Raw genomic sequence first — 22,376 nt, 5'->3', positions numbered from 1 at the left:
TGGCCGCGAGGTTTACCGCTACAAGGTGCTGACCCCGGATGGCCGCGTGCGCGTGATGCATGATGCCCGTGACCGCGAACCGCCGCGCACCGACCGCCGCAGCCTGATGCTGCGCGACCGTGCCCGCCGGCCCGAACCGGTCGAGGTCCGCCCTGAGCCGCAGGTCGAAGCGGGTCGCGGCGAACCGCGCCGCGGCGACGACGAGAACTGATTCCCCCCTGTCCCGGCCCCCCACGGGCCGTTCCCCTGTCGAAGGAGACGCCATGCGCGTACTGCTGGTCGAGGATGAAGCCCCGCTCCGTGAAACCCTGGCCGCGCGCCTCAAGCGCGAGGGTTTCGCCGTGGACACCGCCGGCGACGGCGAGGAAGGCCTGTACCACGGCCGCGAAGTGCCGTTCGACATCGCCGTGATCGACCTGGGCCTGCCCAAGATGTCGGGCATGGACCTGGTCAAGGCGCTGCGCGCCGAGGGCCAGAAGTTCCCGATCCTGATCCTGACCGCGCGCTCGAGCTGGCAGGACAAGGTCGAGGGCCTGAAGTCCGGCGCCGACGACTACCTGGTCAAGCCCTTCCACGTGGAAGAGCTGCTGGCCCGCATGAACGCCCTGCTGCGGCGCGCCGCCGGCTGGTCCAAGCCCTCGCTCGACTGCGGCCCGGTCAAGCTCGACCTCTCGGCCCAGACGGTCACCGTCAACGGCGTCGGCGTCGACCTGACCAGCTACGAGTACAAGGTGCTCGAATACCTGATGCTGCACGCGGGTGAGCTGGTCTCGAAGGCCGACCTCACCGAGCACATCTACCAGCAGGATTTCGACCGCGACTCCAACGTGCTCGAGGTCTTCATCGGCCGCCTGCGCAAGAAGCTCGACCCCGAAGGCGAGATCAAGCCGATCGAGACCGTCCGCGGCCGCGGCTACCGCTTCGCCATCCCCCGCGACGAGTAAGCCGCCTTGCGCGGCTGGCGCACGCTATCGCTGCAGGCCCGACAGCTGCTGGCGGCCAGCCTCGCGCTGGTCGCCTTCCTGGGGCTGACCGGCTACGCGCTCGACCGCGCCTTCGTCGACACCGCGCAGAACGCGCTGCGCGAGCGCCTGGCCGACCTGGCCAACGGCTACCTCTCCGGCAGCGAGCTCGACCGCAGCCGCGCCTTCATCTCGCCGGAAACGCCGCCCGACATCCGCTTCATGATCCCGGGCAGCGGCCTGTACGCCAGCGTGCGCGGCGATGGCCTGCGCTGGGAGTCGGCCTCGTCGCTGGGGCGCTCGCTGCCGCCGGTGGCCTTCCTCGAGCCCGGTGAACGCCGCTTCGAAGGCCCGCTGCGCATCATCGACGCGCGCGGCATGGAGAACAGCGTCTACGCCTATTCGATCGGCGTGATCTGGGAGTCGGCCGGTGATTTCCGCCTGACCTTCAGCGTCTACGAGGACGCGGCGCAGATCCAGGACCAGGTCAACGTGTTCCGACGCGCGCTCTGGGGCTACCTCGGCCTGGCCGCCGTCCTGCTGCTGATGGTGCAGGTGCTGGTGCTGCGCTGGAGCCTGATGCCGCTGCGCAACGTCGAGCGCGAGCTGGCGCGGGTCCGCAAGGCCCAGAGCCAGCGCCTGTCCGGCCGGCACCCGCGCGAACTCGAGTCGATCACCGAATCGATCAACAACCTGATCGAATCCGAGCGCAGCCATCTCGAGCGCAGCCGCAACACGCTCTCCGACCTGGCGCACAGCCTCAAGACGCCGCTGGCCGTGCTGCGCTCGCGCCTCGAGGCCGACGCCAGCCACGAGGAGCTGCGCACCGAGGTCGCGGCGCAGGTGCAGCGCATGAACGAGATCGTGTCCTACCAGCTCTCGCGCGCCGCCCGCAGCGGCCACGCCCTGTTCGCCGCGCCGATCGAGATCGAGGCGCGCGCGGAGGAGATCGTCGCCGGCCTGGAGAAGGTGTACGCGGCCAAGGGCGTGCTGTGCGAATTCGAGATCGATGCCAGCGCGCGCTTCTACGGCGAGCTGGGCGACCTGCAGGAGCTGATGGGCAACCTGCTCGAGAACGCCTTCAAGTGGGCCCGCAAGCGCGTGCTGCTGGTGGTGCAGGTCGAGCCCGCCGCGCCCAACCAGCGTCCCGGCGTGAGCTTCATCGTCGACGACGACGGCCCCGGCATCCCGGCCGAGGCGGTCGAGCGCCTGCTCCAGCGCGGCGTGCGCGGCGACGAGCGGGTGCAGGGACACGGCATCGGCCTGTCGATCGTGCAGGACATCGTGGCGGCCTACCGCGGCCAGCTGCGGGTGGAGCGCGCGCCCGAACTGGGCGGCGCCCGCTTCCGGGTGCGCATCCCGCCGGCGTTCTGAGCCGGCCGGGTGCGGGCGCGATCCCGCGCGTCAGGCCGCGGGGATCGGCGAATGGCCGTAGAAGCGCCGCAGGTGCGCGGCGACGGCCGGCATCTCCGCGGCCAGCAGCGCCGGCGCGGAGAAGTGGTACTCGCTGGCGACGGCGAAGAACTCCTCCGGCGCCTCGGCCGCGTACGGATCGATCGGCGTGTCGTCGCCGGCATCCACGCGCGCGCAGAAGGCTTCGTAGGCCGCCTGGAAATCCCGCGCCCACTCGCGCTGCCAGGCCGCGGGCAGGGGCGGGGTGCCGTCCATCGCGCCGTCGAGCGCGTCGAGCTTGTGCGCCATTTCGTGCACCACCAGCTGGAAGCCCGCCTCGGGTTCGGCCAGGTCGGCCTCGATGTCGTCCCAGGACAGCACCAGCGGCCCCTGGTCCCAGGCTTCGCCCGCCAGCTCGTCCTCCCACTCGGCGACCACGCCGGTGTCCTCGTCGTGGTGGCGGCGGTGCACGCGGAACGCGCCGGGATAGACGATCACTTCCGACCAGCCGCGCAGTCCTTCCTCACCGAACTCAAGCAAGGGAAGGCAGGCCAGCGCGGCCAGCCGGTGCTTCTGCACCGGCGACAGCGCGAGCCCGTGCACGGGCGTGATCGCCTTGCGGGTCAGGAAGCGTGCGACGAGCGCGAGCAGGCGCTCGCGGCGCGCGGCGTCCAGGCGCGCGAGCCAGGGTAGGTCGGCGAACAGGTCCGCGGCGTCCTCCGGGGACAGCGCGGGCGGAGCGGGCAGCAGGCGGCGGAGCAGCGACTTCATGCCCGCAGCGTGCGGGCGATGCGGGCGCCAGGCAAGGCGTGGGCCTTAGCGGATCATCCCGGGCAGCAGGCTGTGCCAGCGCGGGCCGCTGCGGGTACCGGCGGCGCGCGGACGCACCGGCGCGGGCGTGCCCGGGCGGGCGGCGGTGGTGGAGCCCTCCGCGGCGGCGGGCGCCTCGCCGGTGGCCGGCTTGGCCTTGGTGCAGCCCGGCGCCTCGGATTCGATCGGCACGGGTTCGGCGGCGAAAGCGGCCGGGGCGGCGAGGGCGAGGCTGAGGGCGAGCAGCATGCGGTACATGGCGGACACCTGCGGTCGGGGACGTCCCTTGGGATGCCGTGGCGGGCCCGAGGGTTGCAAGACCGGATTCTAACCCTGATTCCCGGCCGCTGCCGGGCGTCCCGCATGCGGCGGCGCAGCATGGCCGCCGGCGCGGGTTTTACGGCAGACTCCGGCAGCCCATGAACGCCGCATTCCTTGACCCGCCCCGCCCGCTGATCCGCGGCCCCGCGCTCCGGCGCGCCCTGATCGCCGGCGCCCGTCGCGTCATCGCCCAGCGCGAACAACTCAACAAGATCAACGTCTTCCCGGTGCCCGATGGCGATACCGGCAGCAACCTCGCCTTCACCCTCGGCGGCGTGCTGGCCGGTGCGCTGAGCCGCCGCACCCAGGGGGCCGGCGACCTGCTGCGGCGGGTCGGCGAGGACGCGGTGGATGGCGCCCGCGGCAATTCCGGCGCGATCCTGGCGCAGTTCCTCACCGGCGTGGCCGAGGCCGCCGGCAGCGCCCGCGCGCTCGAACCCGAGGCCCTGGCCCGCGCGATCCGCGCCGGCGCCGCGTCCGCGCGGCAGGCGCTGTCGGAACCGCGCGAGGGCACCATCATCAGCGTGATCGCCGCCTTCGCCGACGCGCTGGAGCATCCCGGCGGCGGCGACCTCGGCGCCTGGTTCCGGCGCGGGCTCGAGCACAGCCGCCGTGCGCTGGCGAACACGCCCAACCAGCTGCCGGTGCTGGCCAAGGCCGGCGTGGTGGATGCGGGCGCGCAAGGCTTCGTGGACCTGCTCGAGGGCATCGAGGAATTCATCGCTTCCGGCGCCATCGACGCGGTCGGCGTCGCCGACGAACTGCCCGCCGACCTCGAGGCCGCCGAAGGCCACGGCGAACTCGGCGACGCCGATCCCGAGCACCGCTGGTGCAGCGAATGCCTGCTGGTCGGCGAGGGGCTGGACCGCGCCGGCCTGCGCGCGGCGATGGGCGAGCTGGGCTCGTCCTGCGTGGTGATCGCGGGCAGCCACACCCGGCTGCGCCTGCACGCGCACGTGGCCAACCCTAGCGCGATGTTCGAAGTGGCCGCGCGCTTCGGCCGCGTCGAGGGCGCGAAGGCCGACGACATGCACGCCCAGGCCCGCACCGCCGCCGGCGCGATCGCGGTGGCCGTGATCACCGACAGCGCCGCCGACCTGCCCGAGGCCGAGATGCAGCGCCTGAACATCCACATGGTGCCGGCGCGGGTGAACTTCGGCGACCAGGATTACCTGGACAAGGTCGGGCTCTCGACCGCCGAGTTCTACCGCAAGCTGCGCACCGAGCTGGTGCTGCCGCGCACCAGCCAGCCGCCGCCGGGTGACTTCCGCCGGCAGTTCGAGTTCCTGCTCTCGCACCATCGCGAACTGGTCTACGTCGGCCTGTCGCGGGCGGTGTCGGGCACGCTGCAGTCGGCCGAAACCGCGGCCCAGCGCGGCCATCCCGGCCGCACCCACGTGTTCGACACCGGCAATGCCTCCGGCGGCGAAGGCCTGCTGGTGATGCGCGCCGCGGAGATGGCCCAGGCCGGCGCCGACGCGGCGACGATCCTGGCCGAGCTGGCCCGGCTCAAGCCGCTGACCCTGACCTGGGCCCTGGCCCGCGACATCCGCCACGCCGTGCGCGGCGGCCGCATCCCGGCCTGGGCCAAGCCGCTGGTGGACTGGCTGGGCCTGACCCCGATGGCGAAGGTGAAGCCGACCGGGCGGCTGGGCGTGGTCGGCGGCCTGTTCGGCGCGGCGAACCAGCCCGAGCGCTTCGGTCGCTACGTGGCCAGGCGGGTGGGGCGCGGCCAGCGCCTGCGCGTGATCGTGGGCCACTGCGATGCCGCCGCCGACGGCGAACGTTTGCTGGCCACGCTTCGCGCCGAACTGGACGTGGCCGAGGGCTGGCTGGTCGAGACCGGCTCGGCGATCGGTGCGCACGCGGGCCCGGGCGCACTCGTGGTGTCGGTGCAGCCGCTGGCCTGACGGGCGCGGCGGGCTGGCCCATAATGCGGCGATGATCGCGCTCGCCCTTCTCCTCGTCGCTTACCTGCTGGGCTCGCTGTCGGGCAGCCTGCTGCTCGGCCGCCTGCGCGGCGTGGACATCCGCACCCAGGGCAGCGGCAACGCCGGCGGCACCAACGCGCTGCGCACCCAGGGCTGGAAGTTCGCGCTGGGCACCGTGCTGGTGGACGTGGGCAAGGGCGTGCTCGCGGCGTGGCTGGCGCTGCGCTTCGGCGGCGCCGGGCCGTGGCTGCCGTGGGCGGCCGGCTTCGCGGCGGTGCTGGGCCACGTGTGGCCGGTCTTCCACGGGTTCCGCGGCGGCAAGGGCGCGGGCACGCTGGTGGGCGTGCTGCTGGTGCTGTGGCCCTGGGGCCTCGCCGTGCTGATCGGCACCTGGCTGCTGGTGCTGGGCCTCGGCGGCTACGTCGGCCTGTCCACCGTCCTGGCGGCGGCAAGCCTGGTGCCGCTGGCGCTGCTCACCGGCGCCGATGCGTGGCGGCTGGGCTTCGCCTGCGTGCTTGCGGTCTTCATCCTGTTCACCCACCGCAGCAACGTGGCGCGGCTGCGGGCCGGCACCGAGCCGCGCTTCGAGCGCGCGCGCTTCCTGGTGCCGCGGCGCCGCGCGCATGACTGATCGCGCGCTGCTGGCGCGGCTCTGCGACGGCCCGGCCTCGGGCGCGGCGCTGTCGCGCGAGCTCGGCATCACCCGCAGCGCGGTGTGGAAGCGGATCGAGGCGCTGCGCGCCGCGGGCGTCGGGATCGAGGCGCGGGCGGGGCAGGGCTATGCGCTGGCGCAACCGGTGCAGTTGCTCGACGCCGCGCGGCTGTTGGCGGCGCTGGCACCGGCGGCGCGCGCCGAGCTGGCGAGCCTGGAGGTCTTGTTCGACACCGACTCCACCAACGCGGTGGCGCTGCGCGAGCCGGTGCCGGCGCGCGGCAGCGGCGTGTGGTTCGCCGAACGCCAGACGGCCGGCCGCGGTCGCCGCGGCCGCGCCTGGGCGTCGCCGCTGGCGGCGCACGTGTACCTGAGCGTGTCGCGTCGTTTCGACGGCGGCGTCGCCGCGCTGCAGGGGCTGAGCCTGGCGGTCGGCGTGGCGGCGACGGAAGCCCTGCATGCGCTGGGCTACCGCGACGTCGGCCTGAAGTGGCCGAACGACCTGCTGGTCGGCAACCGCAAGCTCGGCGGCATCCTGGTCGAGATCGGCGGCGACGCCGGCGGGCCGCTGCGCGTGGTGGTGGGCCTTGGCCTCAACGTGGCGATGCCGCCCGCCGCCGCGCGCGGCATCGACCAGCCCTGGTGCGATCTCGCGGGGCTCTCGGCGCAGGCGCCCGATCGCCACGCCGTCTGCGTCGCCCTGCTAGACCACCTGCTGCCGATGCTGGCGCGCTTCGAACGCGAGGGGCTCGGGCCCTGGCTCGAGGCCTGGGACCGCCACGACCTGCTCGCCGGCCGCGCGGTGCGCGTGGTCGAGGGCGAACGCGTTTACGAGGGCGTGGCCGCCGGCATCGCCGTCGACGGCGCACTGCGCCTGCGCGGCGCCGACGGTGAACGGCGCTGCCACGCCGGCGAAGCCAGCCTGCGCGCCGCATGAACTGGCTCCTCGACCTCGGCAACTCGCGGCTCAAGGTCGCGTCCTGGGATCCGGCCGGCGGCCTCGGCGCGGTGCAGGCCTGGGCGCACGGCGCCGCCGATTTCGCGCCCTCGCTGCAGCGCTGGCTGGTCGGCGTGCAGCCGGGCGACCGCTGCTGGCTGGCGTCGGTGGCCGGTTCCGAACCCACCGCCGCGGTGGCCGAGGCGCTGGCCCGACACGGCAACCCGGCCACGCGTGCCCGCACCCAGGCCGAATGCGCCGGCGTGCGCATCGCCTACGCCGAGCCGGCACGCCTGGGCGTGGACCGCTTTCTCGGCCTGCTCGCCGCGCAGGCGCGCGGCCACGGGCCGTGGCTGACGGTGTCGGCCGGCAGTGCGCTCACCGTCGACCTGCTCGACGGCAGCGGCCAGCATCGCGGCGGCGTGATCGCACCCAGTCCCGAACACATGCGCGCGGCGCTGGCCGCGCGCTTCCCCGCGCTGGCCTATGCCGGCGGCGAGGCCTGCGACTTCGCCACCGACACCGCCGATGCCCTCGCCGGCGGCAGCCTCGGCGCCGCGGTCGGCCTGGTCGAGCGCTGCCATCGCCAGGCGATCCGCCTGCTGGGCGTCGCGCCGCGCGTGCTCATCAGCGGCGGCGGCGCGCCGCGCCTGCTCGAGTGGCTCGAGATCGAATCCGAATCCGCACCCGGACTGGTGCTGGAAGGCCTGGCGGTCTACGCCGCCGAGAAAAGGGACAAGGACGAATGATCCTGCGTGGACTGGCGGTGCTGCTGATCTGCCTGAACCTTGGCGTCGCCGCCTGGTGGGCGCTGCACGAACCGCCGCAGCCGCTGGCGCCGCCCGCGCGCGACGATGGCGTCGGCAGCCTGGTGCTGCTGGGCGAGGCCGAGGCCCCGCCGCCGCCCGACGCGGCCGAACTGGGCGCGGTGCCGGTGCCGCTGCCCGCGGAGCCGGCGTGCCTCAGCCTCGGCCCGTTCGGCACGCCCGCGGAGCTGCGCGCGGCGATGGCGGCGCTGACGCCCGGCGTCGCGCGCATCCAGTTCCGCGAAGTGGCCGCGACCGAACTGCGCGGCTACCGCGTCTTCCTGCCCGCCGCCGGCAGCCGCGAGGCCGCGCTCGCCACCGCGCGCCAGCTCGCCGCCAGGGGCGTGCGCGACTACTACGTCGTCACCGCCGGCGCGCAGGAGAACACGGTGTCGCTCGGGCTGTTCCGCGATCTCGGCAACGCCAACAAGCGGCGCGAGGAGCTCGCGACGCTGGGCTTCCAGGCGGTGCTGGAGCCGCGCACCGAAGATGCCGCGCAGTGGTGGATCGACATCGCCTCCGAGCCCGGCTTCCAGTGGCAGCCGCTGCTGCCGCGCGCCACCGGCATCGAAGCGCGCCCGGTCGCCTGCGAGTAACCGCCGCCACGGCGCGCGCGCCGCGGGTTAGAATCCGCCGCGTCGCCGGCATAGCTCAGTTGGTAGAGCAACCGCCTTGTAAGCGGTAGGTCCCCAGTTCGAATCCGGGTGCCGGCACCATCCCTGCCCGGGCGGCGAATTCCGGCCATGGCATTCGCCCCGGATTTGCGTTCCTATAGCGAAAGGCAAACTGGCCGCGACGGCCGGTGGAGTCCGCGTCGCGCATGGGGAACGAACACCGCACCGACGCCGTGCAGCTTCCCGACGCGGTCCCGGGCGGGCAGCCCTGGCTCGTGCCGGGCATCGGCCTGCTGCTGCTGACGCTGGTGGACGCGCTGCTGGTGCGGCCGGCGACACCGGCCCCTGGCCTGCCGGCACTGCTGGCCCTCGCCACGCCCTTCCTCGTGGGGACCTGGTTCCTGCTGCGGGGCCTCGCGCCGGCGCGGGCCGCTGCCACGCGGGTCATCCCGGCGCTGCTGCTGGTCGTGCTGGTGGGCCTGGTGGCCTGGCCGGCGGCCCGCTCGCTGGCGCATCCGGCGGCGGCCCTGGGCACCGCCGTGGCGCTGCTCGCGATGGGCATGGCGAACGCGCCGCGACCGCCGCTGCGCGATGCCGCGGTGCGGGTGCTCGGCGCGGTGCAGCTGGCGCTGGCGGCCGTGGCGTTCGCCGCCGACGACGGACGATCGCCGGGCGACGAGGGCTTCCTGCTGGCCGGGTCGGCGATCGCCGCGCACGCCGCGCTGGGCGGCTGGCTCCTGGTCTCCGGCTTGCACGGGCAGCCGCAGCGGATGCTGAGGCTGGCCTCGGCGCTGCTGGCGGGCCTGGGCCTGCTGGCGATGCTGGGCTGGGCCACCGGCAGCGCCGCCATCGTCCAGGCCGGCACCCCGTACGTGCCGATGCAGTTCAACACCGCGCTGGCCTGCGTGCTGTCGGCGGCCGGCCTCGGCCTCGTGGGCGCCGGATGGCGACGCCGCGCGCTGCTGCCGATGCTGCCGGTGCTGGTGCTGGCGGCGGCCAGCCTGGCGGAGGAATACGCCGGCCTCGCGCTGGGCGTGGGCGAGTGGCTGATCGCGCACGGCATCGTCGCCGAGGGCGTGCTGCCGGGGCGGATGGCGCCGAACACCGCGACGGCCTTCCTGCTCGCCGCCCTGGGCATCGCGCTGGTGCCCCGGGGCGACGAGCGGGTGCCCAGCCGCTGGGCGGCGACCTGGGCCTGCGGCTTCATGGTGTCGGTGATCGGCGCCGTGGTGCTGGCGGGCTACCTGGTCGACGTCCCGGTGGTGCGCGCCTGGGGTTCGCACACGCCGATGGCCCTGCTCACCGGCGCCGCGGTGCTGGTGCTCGGCCTCGGCCTGGCCTTCGCCGGCCCTGGCGCGGGCACCCGCGACGGCCAGCAGCGGCGCGGCGTGTGGCTGCCGATGCTGGTGGCGATGGCGGTGACGCTGACCTCGCTGGTGGTCTGGTACGGCATCAACCAGGACCAGGACCGCCGCGACAAGGCCGCCCTGAAGCGGCAGATGGATGCGGTGGTGCTGGCGCTGGAGGAAGGCCAGCGCACCCGCCTGAGCGCGCTCGATCGCATGGCGGCGCGCATGACCCGCGCCACGGATGCCGAGACCCAGCGCCGCTACTTCCGTCTCGACGCCGAGCTGTTCGTACGCGACTTCCCGAGCATGGCGGCCATGGTCTGGGCCGACCCGGACGGCGTCGCCATCGAGCTCTACACGCGCCTGGAGAACCCGCCCGACCTGCTGGGCAAGCACCTGGAGCTCGACGAGGGACTGGCAGAACTCTTCCGCAGCGCCGGGACCGACGAGGCCTCGGACGCCGCCCGTTCGGCGCCGGTGGATCGCGGCGAGCTGGTGGTCAAGCGCGCCGCCCGCGATGGCCAGACCCTGGGCTTCCTGGTGACCGCCATCGAGTACGAGCGTCTCTTCCCGCGCGTGTTGGGTGGGGTCGTGCCGCAGAACACCCTGGTGCTGCGCCGGGAGGGGCGCGCGGTGTTCCGCCGCGGCGAGGCCGAAGGTCCGCCGGCGCTCGTGCGCGAAGTGGAATTCCTGGACGCGCCGCTGCGGATCGAACTCTGGCCGATCGCGCCGGTGCCCGGCACCGGCAACTTCGCCAACCTTCTGCTGTTCACCGGCCTCGCCACCGGCGGCCTGCTGGCGCTGGCGCTGAGGCTGGCGGCACTGGCCCGCGAGCGCGCCGACCTGGCCGAGCGCCGCGGCCAGGCATTGCGGCTGCAGGTGGAGGAGCACGAGCGCGCCCGCACGGCCCTCTTCAGCGTCGAGCGCGAACTGGCGACGGTGTTCGGCAGCATCAGCGACGCCTTCTACACCTTGGACAAGGAATGGCGCTTCGTGCTGCTCAACCCCCAGGCCGAGGCGTTGGTCAGGCGACCGAAGGAAGCGTTGATCGGCCGGTCGGTCTGGGAGGCGTTCCCCGAGGCCGTGGGCAGCGAGGTGGAGGTGCAGTACCGCAAGGCGGTGGCCGAGCGCTGCACGGTGGCGTTCGAGGTGTTCTACCCGCCGCTGGCCACCTGGTTCGCGATTCGCGCCTTCCCCCATCCGAACGGGCTGGCCGTCTATTTCCAGGACATCGGTGAGCGCAAGCGCGCCGAGCTGGCGCTGGCGCGCGCCCAGGCCAGCTCGAGCCGCGCCCAGCGGCTGGCCCAGCTCGGCGCCTGGGAGTACGACCTGGCCACCGGCGAGCTGCAGTGGTCGGACGAAGTGCTGCGGATCCTCGGCCTGGCCGGCCAGCGCATGGCGCGCGGCCTGCCGGCCCTGCTCGAGCGCGTGGCCTTCGACGACCGCCAGCGGGTGCAGGAGGCACACCACCGCCTGCACGCCGGCGAGGGCGACATCGACCTCGAGTACAAGGTGCTGCGCCCGGACGGCGACACCCGCACGGTGCGCGAGATCGGCACCCTGGTCCGCGACGACCAGGGCCACCCGCTGTTCGCGGCCGGCGCGATGCAGGACATCACCGATCGCCGGCGTTCCGAGGATGCACTGCGCGAGCTGACGCGGCGACTGGAGCAGTCGCTGGTGCTCAACCGCCTGGTGATGGACAACTCGCTGGACGTCATCTGCGCGATCGACGCCAACGGTCGCTTCACCCAGGTCAGCGCGGCCAGCGCCACGGTGTGGGGCTATCCGCCGAACGAGCTGCTGGGCCGGTCGGTGGCCGACCTGGTGCACCCCGACGACCGCGGCGCCACCCACCGCGCGATGGCGGACGTGCTGGCGGGCCGGCCCACGCTCGACTTCCGCAACCGCCACATCGCGCGCGATGGCCGCATCGCGATCATGCAGTGGTCGTTGGTGTGGTCGCCCCGCGAGCGGCTGGTGTTCGCGGTGGCGCGCGACGCCACCGAGGCGGCGCGGCAGTCGCAGGCCCTGCGCGAAGCCAAGGAAAGCCTGCAGCGTGCCCAGCAGGTGGCGCGCATGGGCGCCTGGGAGCTCGACCTGGCCAGCCAGCGCCTTTCCTGGTCGGACGAGGTGTATTCGATCTTCGCGGTGGGCCGCGACGAATTCGCGGGCAACTTCGAGGCCTTCGCCGCGCGCGTGCACCCGGATGATTTCCCGGCCCTGCAGGCGGCGCAGCAGGCGACGCTGGCGGGTGGGCCGGACCTCGACATCGAGCATCGCATCCTGCTGCCCGACGGCCGCACCGGCCACGTGCACGAGCGCGCGCGCCTGGTGCGCGACGAGGCCGGCGTGCCGCGCCTGCTGGCCGGCAGCGTGCAGGACATCACCGAGCGCAAGCGCACCCAGGAGCAGCTCGAACGCAACGAGCAGCTGCTGCGCATGGCCGGCCAGACGGCACGACTGGGCGGCTGGTACGTCGACCTGGCCGAGCAACGCGTGGTCTGGTCCGAGGAAGTGGCGGCCATCCACGAGCGACCGGCCGGCTTCTCGCCGCCGCTGGAGGAGGCGATCTCCTACTACGCGCCGGAGTACCGGGAGCGCGTCCGCAGCGTGTTCCTCGACTGCGTGGAGAAGGGACAACCCTACGACGAACAGTCGGTGTTGCTTACGGCGAGCGGCAAGCGCGTCTGGATCCGCAGCCTGGGCCTGCCGGTGTTCGATGCGCAGGGCAAGGTGGTGCGCGTGCAGGGTGCCTTCCAGGACATTTCCGAACGCAAGCAGGCCGAGGCGGTGCTGCAGCAGGAGCGCGAATTCCTGAAGGTCACGCTCGACAGCCTGTCCGAGGGCATCGTCGCCTGCGACGCCAAAGGCCTGCTGACGCTGTTCAACCAGGCCACCTGCGAGCTGCATGGCTTGCCCGATGTGCCGCTGGAGGCCAAGGACTGGGCCGCGCATTACGACCTCTACCACCCGGACGGCGTCACGCCGATGCAGATGGAGGACGTGCCGCTGTTCCGCGCGCTGCGTGGCGACGTGGTGCGCGAGGTCGAGATGGTGATCGCGCCGAAGAACCTGCCGCGCCGCCTGGTGCTGTGCAGCGGCGAGCGCATCCGCGCGCCGGGCGGCGAGCTGCTGGGTGCCGTGGTCGCCATGCACGACATCACGGTGCGCAAGCAGCAGGAGCGCCGCCTGCGCGAGAGCGAGCAGCGCATGCGCACCACGGTCGAGAGCGCGTTCGACTGCATCATCACCATGGGCGACGACGGCCGGATCATCGAGTTCAACCCGGCCGCGGAGCGCCTGTTCGGCCATGCGCGGGCCGACGTGATCGGCCGCAAGCTCTCCGACGTGATCATCCCGCCCGGCCTGCGCGCGCCGCACGAGGCGGGCATGCGCCGCTACCTGGAAACCGGCGAGGAGCGGGTGCTGGGGCGGCGCCTGGAGCTGTCGGCCCTGCGCGCGGACGGCGAGGAGATCCAGGTCGAACTGTCGATCACCGAAGTGGAGTCGGAGACCGGTCGTGCCTTCACCGGTTTCATCCGCGACATCACGGCGGCCAAGCTGGCGCAGCGGATCGAGGCCGGCAAGCGCGCGATCCTGGCCGGCATCGCCGCGCGCCGGCCGCTGCCCGAATCCCTCGACGCCGTCGCCCGCCTCTACCAGCTGCAGTATCCCGAGGCGATGTGCTCGATCCTGCTGCTCGACGAGGACGGCCAGCGCGTGCTCAACGGCGCGGCGCCGGACCTGCCCGAGGCCTTCACGCTGGGCGTCCACGGCCAGCCCATCGGCCCGAAGGCCGGCTCCTGCGGCACCGCCGCCTGGCGCCGCGAGCGCGTGGTGGTCACCGACATCGCCACCGATCCGCTCTGGGAGGATTACCGCGCCCTGGCCCTGGAGCATGGCCTGCGCGCCTGCTGGTCGACGCCGGTGCTGTCCGCCAAGGGCATGGTGCTGGCCACCTTCGCCACCTACTACCGCCAGCCGCGCACGCCCACCGAGGCCGAGCTGGCCGTGGTGGACAGCCTGGCGGCGATGGTGGCCATGGCGGTGGAGCAGGTCGCCGACTATCGCCGCATCCAGCTCAGCGAGCAGCGTTTCCGCTCGCTGTTCGACGAGCACCCGGACGCCGTGTACGCGATGGACCTGGAAGGCCGCTACACCGACTACAACGGGCGCCTGCGCGCCACCGGCCGCACTATCGACCAGGTGCGCGGCCAGATGTTCGACGCCAACGTGGCGCCGGAGCAGCGCGAGGTCGTCCGCGCCCATTTCAGCGCCGCCGTGCGCGGCGAGGCGCGAACCTACGAGGCCACCGCCGTGCTCGAGGGCGGCCACCGGCTGGACATGCGCGTCACCAACCTGCCGATCGTGGTGGACGGACGCGTGACCGGCGTGTTCGGCATCGCCCAGGACATCAGCCTGCTGCGCAAGCACCAGCGCGACCTGGCCGATGCGCTGGACGCCGCCGAGAACAACAGCCGCCAGCTGCGGCGGCTCAGCGACGCGGCGATCCTGCTCAACCGCGACGTCGCCGAGCGCGAGCTCTACCAGCTGCTGGCCGACCAGGCGCGCACCATCCTGGGCGCGAACCAGGCCGTGGCCAGCGTGATCCTCGGCGGCCAGGACCACCAGATCCACGCCGTGTCGCTGGCGGAGAAGTACGCCGCCTGGCGCGAGTACGCCGCGCCACCCGACAACAGCGGCATTTATGCCATGGTGGCCGAGACAAACCGGCCGATGCGCCTTACCCAGGCCGAGCTCGAGGCCCATCCGCGTTGGCGCGGCTTCGGCCCGCACGCCAAGGGCCATCCGCCGATGCGCGGCTGGCTGGCGGTGCCGCTGATCGACAGCGCCGGCCGGAACATGGGCCTGCTGCAGCTCAGCGACAAGCTGCGCGGCGAGTTCACCGAGGACGACGAGCTGGTGGCGATGCAGTTCGCGCAGATGGCCTCGATCGCGATCGAGCGCGCGCGCCTGATCGAACGCCTGAGCGTGCGCGACCGCTTCTTCGACATGTCGGCCGAGATCTTCGTCATCTTCGACCCGACCACGCGGCGCTGGCTGCAGGTCAACCCGGTGTTCACGGAGATCACCGGCTACACCGCCCAGGAGCTGTGCAGCCGCGATTTCACCGACTTCATCCACCCCGACGACCACGGCGCCACCCGCGAGCGCGCCGCGCGGCTCAAGGCCCGGGTGGCGGTGCCGCTGCATTTCGAGAACCGCTACGTGCGCAAGGACGGCGCCGTGCGCTGGATCGACTGGATCTCGGTGCCCGGCGCGGACGGCCTGGTCTACGGCGTCGGCCGCGACATCACCGAGCGCCGCCGGGCCGAACAGGCCCTGCGCCAGACCCTGGCCGACCTCAACAACCGCAACCGCGAGCTGCAGGACTTCGCCTTCATTGCCTCGCACGACCTGCAGGAGCCGCTTCGCAAGATTCGCGCCTTCTCCGATCGCCTTCAGGAGCGCCACGCCGCCCAGCTGGACCCGGAGGCGCGCGACTACCTCGACCGCACCGGCCAGGCCGCCGCGCGCATGCAGACGCTGATCGACGACCTGCTCGCGTACTCGCGGGTGGTCGCGCGCGGCAAGCCCTTCGCGCAGGTGGACCTGGACAAGGTGCTGTCGGAAGTGATCGAGGACCTCGAGGCGCGGCTGGAGTCCAGCGGTGGCCGGGTGGAGCGCAGCGGCCTGCCGACCCTGGAGGGCGACCCGACCCAGATGCGCCAGCTGCTGCAGAACCTGCTGGCGAACGCGCTGAAGTTCCGTTCGCCGGACCGGCCGCCGGTGGTGAAGGTCAGCGCCACCCCGGCCACCCTCGAAGGTGCCCCGGCCTGGGAGCTGCGCATCGAGGACAACGGCATCGGCTTCGAGCCCCGGTACGCGGAGAAGATCTTCGGCCCCTTCCAGCGTCTTCACGGCCGCCACGAGTACGACGGCACCGGCATCGGCCTGGCCATCGTGCGCCGCATCGCCGAGCGCCACCGCGGCACCGTCCGGGCCGAAGGCCGCCCGGGCGCCGGCGCTGCGTTCATCCTCATGCTGCCCGCCCACCAGCCGGCCGAGCCCCGCCTGTCGCCCCCGGCCGGCGGGCTGGGGTAATCCGCCGGAATTGGGTTAGATTGGAGCGGACGCGAACCCTGGTCCTAGGAGCCCCCCCCTTGATCACGATCCTGATGGCCGAGGACGATGCCGATGACCGGCTGATGACCCGCGAGGCCTTCCAGGAGTGCCGGCTGGGCAATCCGCTGCAGTTCGTGGCCGACGGCGAGGAACTGATGGACTACCTCAAGCGCCGCGGCCCCTACGCCGACAGCGTGCGCTTCCCGATGCCGGGGCTGATCCTGCTCGACCTCAACATGCCCCGCAAGGACGGCCGCGAGGCCCTCCGCGAGATCAAGGCCGACCCCGAGCTGCGCGAGATCCCGGTGGTGGTGCTCACCACCTCCAAGGCCGAGGAGGACGTGGCCAACAGCTACAGCGCCGGCGCCAACTCCTTCATCACGAAGCCTGTCAGCTTCGCCGCGCTGATCGAGGTCGTGCAGACCCTGGGCAAGTACTGGCTGCAGATCGTCGACCTGCCGGCCGCGGGGCACGCCCCGAAATGATGCGACCGATCCATCTTCGCGTCCTGGTGGTGGATGACGACGAGGAGGATTTCCTGATCCTGCGCGACCTGCTGGCCGATTTCCCCGCGGGCCAGTTCACGCTGGATTGGGTGCCTACCCTGAAGCAGGGCGTGGAGGCGCTGCGGGCCGGCAGCCATGACGTCTACCTGGTGGACTACCTGCTGGGCCCGGACAACGGCCTGGACCTGGTGCGGCTGGCCGTGGCCGAGGGCAGCGCGCACCGCCCGGTGATCATGCTCACCGGCCAGGGCAACGACGAGGTCGACCGCGAGGCGCTCGACGCCGGCGCCGCCGACTACCTGATCAAGGGCAACATCGACGGCGAGAAGCTGGCGCGTTCGCTGCGCTACGCCGCCGAGCGCGCCCGCCAAGTCGGCGAGCTGGACGAGGCCCGGCAGCGGTACCAGAAGCTCTTCAACCGCAACCCGTTCCCGGCCTGGGTCTACGACACCGAGACCCTGCGCTTCGTGGCCGTGAACGACGCGATGGTGGCCAACTACGGCTACAGCCGCGACGAGCTGGCGATGATGACCATCGCCGACATCCGCACCCCGGCCGAGGCCGAGCGCCTGCGCGCCCACCTGGCCGGGCAGGGCTGCGTCGATGGCTACGCCGGCACGTGGCAGCACCGGCGCAAGGACGGCAGCACGCTCTGGGCCGAGATCACCAGCCACAACCTGGTGCTCGACGGCCGTCCCTGCCGGCAGGTGCTGGCCAACGACATCAGCGCCCGCCGCACCGCCGAGGAGCGGCTGCTCCTGCTCGAGCGCGCAGTCGAGTCGAGCATCAACGGCATCGTCATCACCGACCCGCGCCAGCCCGACAATCCCATCGTCTACGTGAACCCGGCGTTCGAGGAGATGACCGGCTACAGCGCCGCGGAGGCGATCGGCCGCAATTGCCGCTTCCTGCAGGATGAAGCCACCAGCCAGGCCGAGCTCGACATCCTGCGCGCGGCGCTGCGCGAGGAGCGCGACTGCAACGTCATCATCAACAACCGGCGCAAGGACGGCAGCCACTTCTGGAACCACCTGTTCCTCTCGCCGGTGCGCGACGAGGGCGGCCGGCTGGTGAACTACGTCGGCGTGCAGAACGACCTCACCGAGCGCCACCGGGTGGAGGCCGAGCTGGCCTACACCGCCAGCCACGACGCCGTCACCGGGCTGCAGCGCTTCCCGGTGCTCGAGTCCACGCTGGCGGAGATGCTGTCGGCGGAGGGTGCGGTGGTGTCGGTGCTGTTCATCGACATCGACCGCTTCCACGCCATCAATGAATCCATGGGCCACCTGATCGGCGACGAAGCCCTGCAGCTGCTGGCCGCCCGCATCGGCCCGGAGGTGGGCGGGCGGGGATTCCTGTCGCGTTTCGCCGGCGATGAGTTCGTGGCGATCGCGCCGGGCATCGACAGCGCCGGCGCCATGGACATGGCCCGCCGGGTGCGCGCCGCGGTGGCGCAGCCGATCGAAGGCGATGGCTACAAGCTCTTCCTCACCGCCAGCATCGGCATCAGCCGCTCGCCCGAGCACGGCGACAGCGGCATGGAGCTGCTGCGCCGCGCCGAGGCGGCGATGACCCGCGCCAAACGCCAGGGCCGCGACAGCATCTGCGAATTCTCCGCCACCCAGATGCAGGAGCTCGAGGACCGGCTGGTGCTGGGCGCCCGCCTGCGCGAAGCCATCGCCCGCAACGAGCTGAGCCTGCACTACCAGCCGCAGCTGGCCGCCACCGACCTGCGCATCACCGGTTTCGAGGCGCTGGTGCGCTGGACCAGCCCCGACCTGGGCCCGGTGCCGCCCGGCCGTTTCATCCCGATCGCCGAGTCGCTGGGCCTGATGCCGGAAGTCGGACTGTGGGTGCTCAACGAGGCCTGCCGCCAGCTGCGCGCCTGGCGCGACCAGGGCCGCGACGGCTTCACGGTGGCGGTGAACTTCTCGGCCCAGCAGCTGCAGCGGCCCGATATCGTCGAGCAGGTGCGCGATGCGCTGGCGCGCCACGGCGTGCCGGCGGCCATGCTCGAGATCGAGCTGACCGAAAGCTCGCTGATGGAAAACGTCGAGCGCGTGCAGGGCCGCCTGGCCGAGCTCAAGGCGCTGGGCGTGTCGCTGTCGCTGGACGATTTCGGCACCGGTTACTCGAGCCTGTCCTACCTGCGCGAGTTCTCGCTCGACAAGCTCAAGATCGACCGCAGCTTCGTCCGCGACCTGCCCGAGAGCGCCGACGACGCCGTGATCGCCCGCACCATCGTCGCCATGGCGCACCAGCTGCGCATGCGGGTGGCCGCCGAGGGCGTGGAGAACGAGGCCCAGGCCGGCTTCCTGCGCCAGATCGGCTGCGACGAACTGCAGGGCTACCACTTCGGCCGCCCGTCGCCCGCCGACGAGATCGACCGCAAGTTCCCGCGCGACTGAGCCGCGGCCGCGCCGCGGGTGGCGGCCGGCGCGCGGGCGGGCTTATCCTGAGGGCCCCCACACCACGCGAGGACGCGCCCATGCGCCGTCATCCGACGCTGCTTCCCCGGGCCCGCCAGGGCCTGCTGCTGGCCTGCCTGCTGCCGATCGCGGCGCTGGCCGGCCGCCCCGATGTTTCCCCAGCCGCGGTCGCGGAAATCACCGCCCGCCCGGATGCGCCGCTGCTCCTGGACGTGCGCAGCCCCGAGGAATTCGCCGCCGGCCACGTCGCCGGCGCGGTGAACATCCCGCACGACCAGCTGGCCGCGCGCCTGGCCGAGGTCGAGGCCGCCGACCGCCCCTGGGTGCTGGTGTACTGCCGCAGCGGCAAGCGCGCCACCAGCGCCGAGGAGGTGCTGGCCAAGGCCGGCGTCGAAGTGCGCCAGATCGAGGGCAGCTGGCTTCGATGGGAGGCTGAAGGCCGACCGGTCGCCAAACCCGCCGCCACGGAGGCGAGCCAGTGAGTCTTTCCCGTTCGATCGCGCTGATCGGCGCCCCCACCGACATCGGCGCCGGCCACCGCGGCGCCAGCATGGGACCGGAGGCGCTGCGCGTCGCCGGCCTGGCCGAGGCGCTGCGCGATCGCGGCCTCGAGGTGCATGACACCGGCAACCTGCTCGGTCCCTACAACCCGTGGCTGCCGCCCACCGACGGCTACCGCCACCTGGCCGAAGTGGTGGACTGGAACCGCCGCGTGATGGACGCCATGGCGGCGCAGCTGCAGGCCGGCCGCCTGCCGATCCTGCTCGGCGGTGACCACTGCCTCGGCGTGGGCAGCATCACCGCCGTCGCCCGCCACTGCCGCCAGACCGGCAAAAAGCTGCGCGTGCTCTGGCTCGACGCCCACGCCGATTTCAACACCAGCCAGGTCACGCCCTCGGGCAACGTGCACGGCATGCCGGTGGCCTGCCTGTGCGGCCTCGGTCCGGATGCGCTGGTGAACCTCGGCGGCAGCTCGCCCGCCATCCAGCCGTCCGAGATCCGCCAGATCGGCATCCGCTCCGTGGACCAGGGCGAGAAGCGGCTGGTGAAGGAGTACGGCCTCGACATCTACGACATGCGCTACATCGACGAGTTCGGCATGAAGCGCGCGATGGAGAAGGCGCTCGAAGGCGTGGACGCCGACACCCACCTGCACGTGAGCTTCGACGTGGATTTCCTCGACCCGGCGATCGCGCCCGGCGTCGGCACCACCGTGCCCGGCGGTCCCAACTACCGCGAGGCGCAGCTGGTGATGGAGATGATCGCCGACACCGGCCGCCTGGGCTCGCTGGACATCGTCGAGCTCAACCCGGCCTTCGACGACCACAACCGCACCGGCCTGCTGGCGGTGGACCTGGTGGAGAGCCTGTTCGGCAAATCGACGCTGATGCGCGACTGAACCGGGCCTCGCCACCGGCGTGAATCCCGGGTGAAAACGCCCGGCGTTTATTGACTGTGCATCCGGCCGGAATAGACTCTGGCCACCACAACAACAAAGGAGCTCGCCATGACCCGTGCCCGTTCGTTCCAGCTCGTGCTGCTGTCCCTGATCGCCGCGTTCGCCCTGTCCGGCTGCAACACCGTCGAAGGCTTCGGCAAGGACGTGAAGAAGGCCGGCGGCGAGCTCGAGGAAGCCGCGGAAGAAGCCAAGAACTGATCCCGCGACACGCGACGCCGAAGGGCCGGGCCTGAAAAGCCCGGCCCTTCCTCGTTCCTGTGGGAGGGACTTCAGTCCCGAAGCCTCTCGCCGGAAAGTTTCGGGACTGAAGTCCCTCCTACATTTTTTCAGCGGGGGTCGGGGGCGAAGCCGATCGGGAAGGCTTCAGGCTGGCGGTGCGAGTGCGGCCAGATCTGCGGCAGCACGCCGCGGGCGACCAGCGCTTCGCGGCTGTCGTACCACAGCGAGATCACCTGGTCCGGATGCGCGCTCTCGCGTTCGAAGTGCGTCGTGCGGGCGGCATCCCAGCGGCGCTGGCCGTGGCCGGTGCCGAGCTGCTGGCGCTGCACCGATTCTGCAACCCGGCGCGAGCGCGCGCTTTCGGCGGCGGCTTCCGGCGCGGCCGCGTCGGCGGTGCCGGCCTGGGCCTTGGCGGCGGGCGCGGCCTGCGCGATCTCGTCTTCCCAGCGCGGCGGCGGCGGGCGGCGCTCGCGGAAGGCGGCGACGCCGATCACGCCGACGTTGCCGGGCCTGCCGGTGCGGGCGGCGTAGCTGTCGCCCAGCGCGGTGAACTCGAACTCGGCCACCTGCGAGAGGTCCTTGCGCCAGCCGCGCACTTCCATTCGCTGCCAGGGCTGCAGCACGTAGCCCGCCTGCTGGCTGCCGGCGGTCTGGCCGCTGATGGCGTTCACGCCGTCCACCGACACCACGGCCAGCAGGCGCTCGCCGGTGAGGTTCTGCAGCACCACGGCGTAGCGGTGGCCCGGGCGGCCCTCGATGAATTCGCGGCCGTGGTGCGGGTGGCGGGGCAGGGTTTCGTGGTGCTCCAGATCCAGGACCTGCAGGTCGACCAGGGCCGCGGGCCGGGCGGCGGCGGGCAGGCTGGCCAGCGCGGCCAGGGCGAAGAGGGCGGGGGTCAGGCGTTTCATGGGCGGGCTCCGGGGATGGGCGCGCATTTCAACGTTCCGCGGGCACGAACGGGGTTGGCGGCCCGGGCGGGCTAAAATGCGCCGGTTCACACAGCAGACGACGACATGCCCGCCACCCGCGTCCTCACCGGCATCACCACCTCCGGCACCCCGCACCTGGGCAACTACGCGGGCGCGATCCGGCCGGCGGTCGCCGCGAGCCGCACGCCGGGCGTCGAGAGCTTCTTTTTCCTTGCCGACTACCACGCGCTGATCAAGGTCACCGACCCGGTGCGCGTGCAGCGCTCGACGCTGGAGATCGCCGCGACCTGGCTGGCCTGCGGGCTCGATCCGTCGACGGTGTGGTTCTACCGGCAGAGCGACATCCCGGAGATCCCCGAGCTGACGTGGCTGCTGACCTGCGTCGCCGGCAAGGGCCTGCTGAACCGCGCGCACGCCTACAAGGCCGCGATCGACAAGAACCGCGAGAGCGGCGAGGACGACGACGCCGGGATCAGCGCCGGGCTGTTCATGTACCCGGTGCTGATGGCCGCCGACATCCTGATCTTCAACGCGAACAAGGTCCCGGTCGGCCGCGACCAGATCCAGCACATCGAGATGGCGCGCGACTTCGGCCAGCGCTTCAACCATCTGTACGGCGAACACTTCACCCTGCCCGAAGCGGCGATCGAGGCGCAGGTGGCGACGCTGCCCGGGCTCGACGGCCGCAAGATGAGCAAGAGCTACGACAACACCATCCCGCTGTTCGCGCCGCGCGAGGAGCTGCGCAAGCTGATCTTCTCGATCGTCACCGATTCGCGCGCACCGGGCGAGCCGAAGGACACCGAGGGTTCGGCGTTGTTCCAGATCTACCAGGCGTTCGCCACGCCAGCGGAGACGGCGGCGATGCGCCAGGCCTTCGCCGACGGCATCGCGTGGGGCGATGCGAAGCAGCAGCTCTTCGAGCGCATCG

General features: G+C 72.4%; 18 protein-coding genes and 1 tRNA gene. 16 read left to right on the top strand and 3 right to left on the bottom strand.

All coding sequences use genetic code 11. The features are described 5' to 3' along the window. The 3 genes from VFV21_RS05695 to VFV21_RS05685 all read left to right on the top strand — a co-directional run. Positions 1-211: hypothetical protein (locus VFV21_RS05695; RefSeq protein ID WP_329668509.1), on the top strand; the 211-nt coding region annotated here is incomplete at its 5' end. A gap of 52 nt (positions 212-263) precedes the next feature. Further along, positions 264-944, top strand: a complete 681-nt coding sequence (locus VFV21_RS05690) for a response regulator transcription factor (protein ID WP_034214380.1) — start codon at positions 264-266, stop codon at positions 942-944. Between the two features lie 6 nt (positions 945-950). Further along, complete coding sequence (locus VFV21_RS05685) at positions 951-2,336, top strand: sensor histidine kinase (RefSeq protein ID WP_329668508.1); 1,386 nt, start codon at positions 951-953, stop codon at positions 2,334-2,336. Between the two features lie 30 nt (positions 2,337-2,366). Here VFV21_RS05685 and VFV21_RS05680 read toward each other — a convergent pair whose 3' ends face one another. Both VFV21_RS05680 and VFV21_RS05675 read right to left on the bottom strand, forming a co-directional pair. Further along, positions 2,367-3,125: a M90 family metallopeptidase gene (locus tag VFV21_RS05680; protein ID WP_329668507.1), complete on the bottom strand. Its 759-nt coding sequence runs from the start codon at positions 3,123-3,125 to the stop codon at positions 2,367-2,369. A 45-nt stretch (positions 3,126-3,170) separates the two neighbouring features. Next, a complete protein-coding gene (locus VFV21_RS05675; RefSeq protein WP_329668506.1) occupies positions 3,171-3,422 on the bottom strand; it encodes a hypothetical protein in 252 nt (83 codons plus the stop codon). 161 nt (positions 3,423-3,583) lie between these two features. Here VFV21_RS05675 and VFV21_RS05670 point away from each other — a divergent pair, with 161 nt between their 5' ends. The 12 genes from VFV21_RS05670 (at position 3,584) to VFV21_RS05615 (ending at position 20,495) form a co-directional block, all read left to right on the top strand. After that, entirely contained in the window at positions 3,584-5,395 is a 1,812-nt protein-coding gene (locus VFV21_RS05670; RefSeq protein WP_329668505.1) for a DegV family protein, read from the top strand. Positions 5,396-5,426: 31 nt separating this feature from the next. Continuing rightward, positions 5,427-6,047, top strand: coding sequence for a glycerol-3-phosphate 1-O-acyltransferase PlsY (plsY, locus tag VFV21_RS05665; protein ID WP_329668504.1), 621 nt, complete (start codon positions 5,427-5,429; stop codon positions 6,045-6,047). Then, the gene (gene birA, locus VFV21_RS05660) at positions 6,040-7,005 is read left to right on the top strand and encodes a bifunctional biotin--[acetyl-CoA-carboxylase] ligase/biotin operon repressor BirA (RefSeq protein WP_329668503.1); all 966 of its coding nucleotides are present in this window, start codon (positions 6,040-6,042) and stop codon (positions 7,003-7,005) included. The genes plsY and birA overlap by 8 nt, the downstream gene beginning before the upstream one ends. After that, positions 7,002-7,754 carry a type III pantothenate kinase gene (locus tag VFV21_RS05655; RefSeq protein ID WP_329668502.1) on the top strand — a complete coding sequence of 251 codons (753 nt, stop codon included), beginning with the start codon at positions 7,002-7,004 and terminating at the stop codon, positions 7,752-7,754. The genes birA and VFV21_RS05655 overlap by 4 nt, the downstream gene beginning before the upstream one ends. Beyond that, positions 7,751-8,407, top strand: a complete 657-nt coding sequence (locus VFV21_RS05650; protein WP_329668501.1) for an SPOR domain-containing protein — start codon at positions 7,751-7,753, stop codon at positions 8,405-8,407. The genes VFV21_RS05655 and VFV21_RS05650 overlap by 4 nt, the downstream gene beginning before the upstream one ends. A gap of 44 nt (positions 8,408-8,451) precedes the next feature. Next, positions 8,452-8,527, top strand: a tRNA-Thr gene (locus VFV21_RS05645). A gap of 104 nt (positions 8,528-8,631) precedes the next feature. Continuing rightward, positions 8,632-15,882: a PAS domain S-box protein gene (locus tag VFV21_RS05640; protein WP_329668500.1), complete on the top strand. Its 7,251-nt coding sequence runs from the start codon at positions 8,632-8,634 to the stop codon at positions 15,880-15,882. Between the two features lie 59 nt (positions 15,883-15,941). Further along, on the top strand, positions 15,942-16,388 hold the full coding sequence (locus VFV21_RS05635) for a response regulator (protein ID WP_329668499.1): 447 nt from the start codon (positions 15,942-15,944) through the stop codon (positions 16,386-16,388). Then, positions 16,388-18,817 carry an EAL domain-containing protein gene (locus tag VFV21_RS05630; RefSeq protein ID WP_329668498.1) on the top strand — a complete coding sequence of 810 codons (2,430 nt, stop codon included), beginning with the start codon at positions 16,388-16,390 and terminating at the stop codon, positions 18,815-18,817. Before VFV21_RS05635 ends, VFV21_RS05630 begins: the two co-directional genes overlap by 1 nt. Positions 18,818-18,897: 80 nt before the next feature. Continuing rightward, a complete protein-coding gene (locus VFV21_RS05625; protein ID WP_329668497.1) occupies positions 18,898-19,320 on the top strand; it encodes a rhodanese-like domain-containing protein in 423 nt (140 codons plus the stop codon). Beyond that, positions 19,317-20,237: an arginase gene (gene rocF / locus VFV21_RS05620; protein WP_329668496.1), complete on the top strand. Its 921-nt coding sequence runs from the start codon at positions 19,317-19,319 to the stop codon at positions 20,235-20,237. The genes VFV21_RS05625 and rocF overlap by 4 nt, the downstream gene beginning before the upstream one ends. Before the next feature lie 108 nt (positions 20,238-20,345). Then, on the top strand, positions 20,346-20,495 hold the full coding sequence (locus tag VFV21_RS05615) for an entericidin A/B family lipoprotein (protein WP_084590786.1): 150 nt from the start codon (positions 20,346-20,348) through the stop codon (positions 20,493-20,495). A gap of 128 nt (positions 20,496-20,623) precedes the next feature. Here VFV21_RS05615 and VFV21_RS05610 read toward each other — a convergent pair whose 3' ends face one another. Further along, positions 20,624-21,424 (bottom strand): hypothetical protein, encoded by an 801-nt coding sequence (locus VFV21_RS05610; protein ID WP_329668495.1) that lies wholly within the window; start codon positions 21,422-21,424, stop codon positions 20,624-20,626. 105 nt (positions 21,425-21,529) lie between these two features. Between VFV21_RS05610 and VFV21_RS05605 the strand changes: the two genes are divergently transcribed. Next, on the top strand, positions 21,530-22,376 hold an 847-nt coding region (locus VFV21_RS05605), incomplete at its 3' end, for a tryptophan--tRNA ligase (protein WP_329668494.1).

This window comes from Arenimonas sp., from assembly GCF_036275555.1.
In the GTDB taxonomy this organism is placed as follows: Bacteria; Pseudomonadota; Gammaproteobacteria; order Xanthomonadales; family Xanthomonadaceae; genus Arenimonas.
This window is presented reverse-complemented; position numbering and strand designations above follow the sequence as displayed.

Coding starts and splice junctions, on each gene's coding strand:
- VFV21_RS05690 (WP_034214380.1), top strand. CDS start 264: ATGCGCGTACTGCTGGTCGAGGATGAAGCCCCGCTCCGTGAAACCCTG.
- VFV21_RS05680 (WP_329668507.1), bottom strand. CDS start 3,125: ATGAAGTCGCTGCTCCGCCGCCTGCTGCCCGCTCCGCCCGCGCTGTCC.
- VFV21_RS05675 (WP_329668506.1), bottom strand. CDS start 3,422: ATGTACCGCATGCTGCTCGCCCTCAGCCTCGCCCTCGCCGCCCCGGCC.
- VFV21_RS05670 (WP_329668505.1), top strand. CDS start 3,584: ATGAACGCCGCATTCCTTGACCCGCCCCGCCCGCTGATCCGCGGCCCC.
- plsY (WP_329668504.1), top strand. CDS start 5,427: ATGATCGCGCTCGCCCTTCTCCTCGTCGCTTACCTGCTGGGCTCGCTG.
- birA (WP_329668503.1), top strand. CDS start 6,040: ATGACTGATCGCGCGCTGCTGGCGCGGCTCTGCGACGGCCCGGCCTCG.
- VFV21_RS05655 (WP_329668502.1), top strand. CDS start 7,002: ATGAACTGGCTCCTCGACCTCGGCAACTCGCGGCTCAAGGTCGCGTCC.
- VFV21_RS05650 (WP_329668501.1), top strand. CDS start 7,751: ATGATCCTGCGTGGACTGGCGGTGCTGCTGATCTGCCTGAACCTTGGC.
- VFV21_RS05640 (WP_329668500.1), top strand. CDS start 8,632: ATGGGGAACGAACACCGCACCGACGCCGTGCAGCTTCCCGACGCGGTC.
- VFV21_RS05630 (WP_329668498.1), top strand. CDS start 16,388: ATGCGACCGATCCATCTTCGCGTCCTGGTGGTGGATGACGACGAGGAG.
- VFV21_RS05625 (WP_329668497.1), top strand. CDS start 18,898: ATGCGCCGTCATCCGACGCTGCTTCCCCGGGCCCGCCAGGGCCTGCTG.
- VFV21_RS05615 (WP_084590786.1), top strand. CDS start 20,346: ATGACCCGTGCCCGTTCGTTCCAGCTCGTGCTGCTGTCCCTGATCGCC.
- VFV21_RS05610 (WP_329668495.1), bottom strand. CDS start 21,424: ATGAAACGCCTGACCCCCGCCCTCTTCGCCCTGGCCGCGCTGGCCAGC.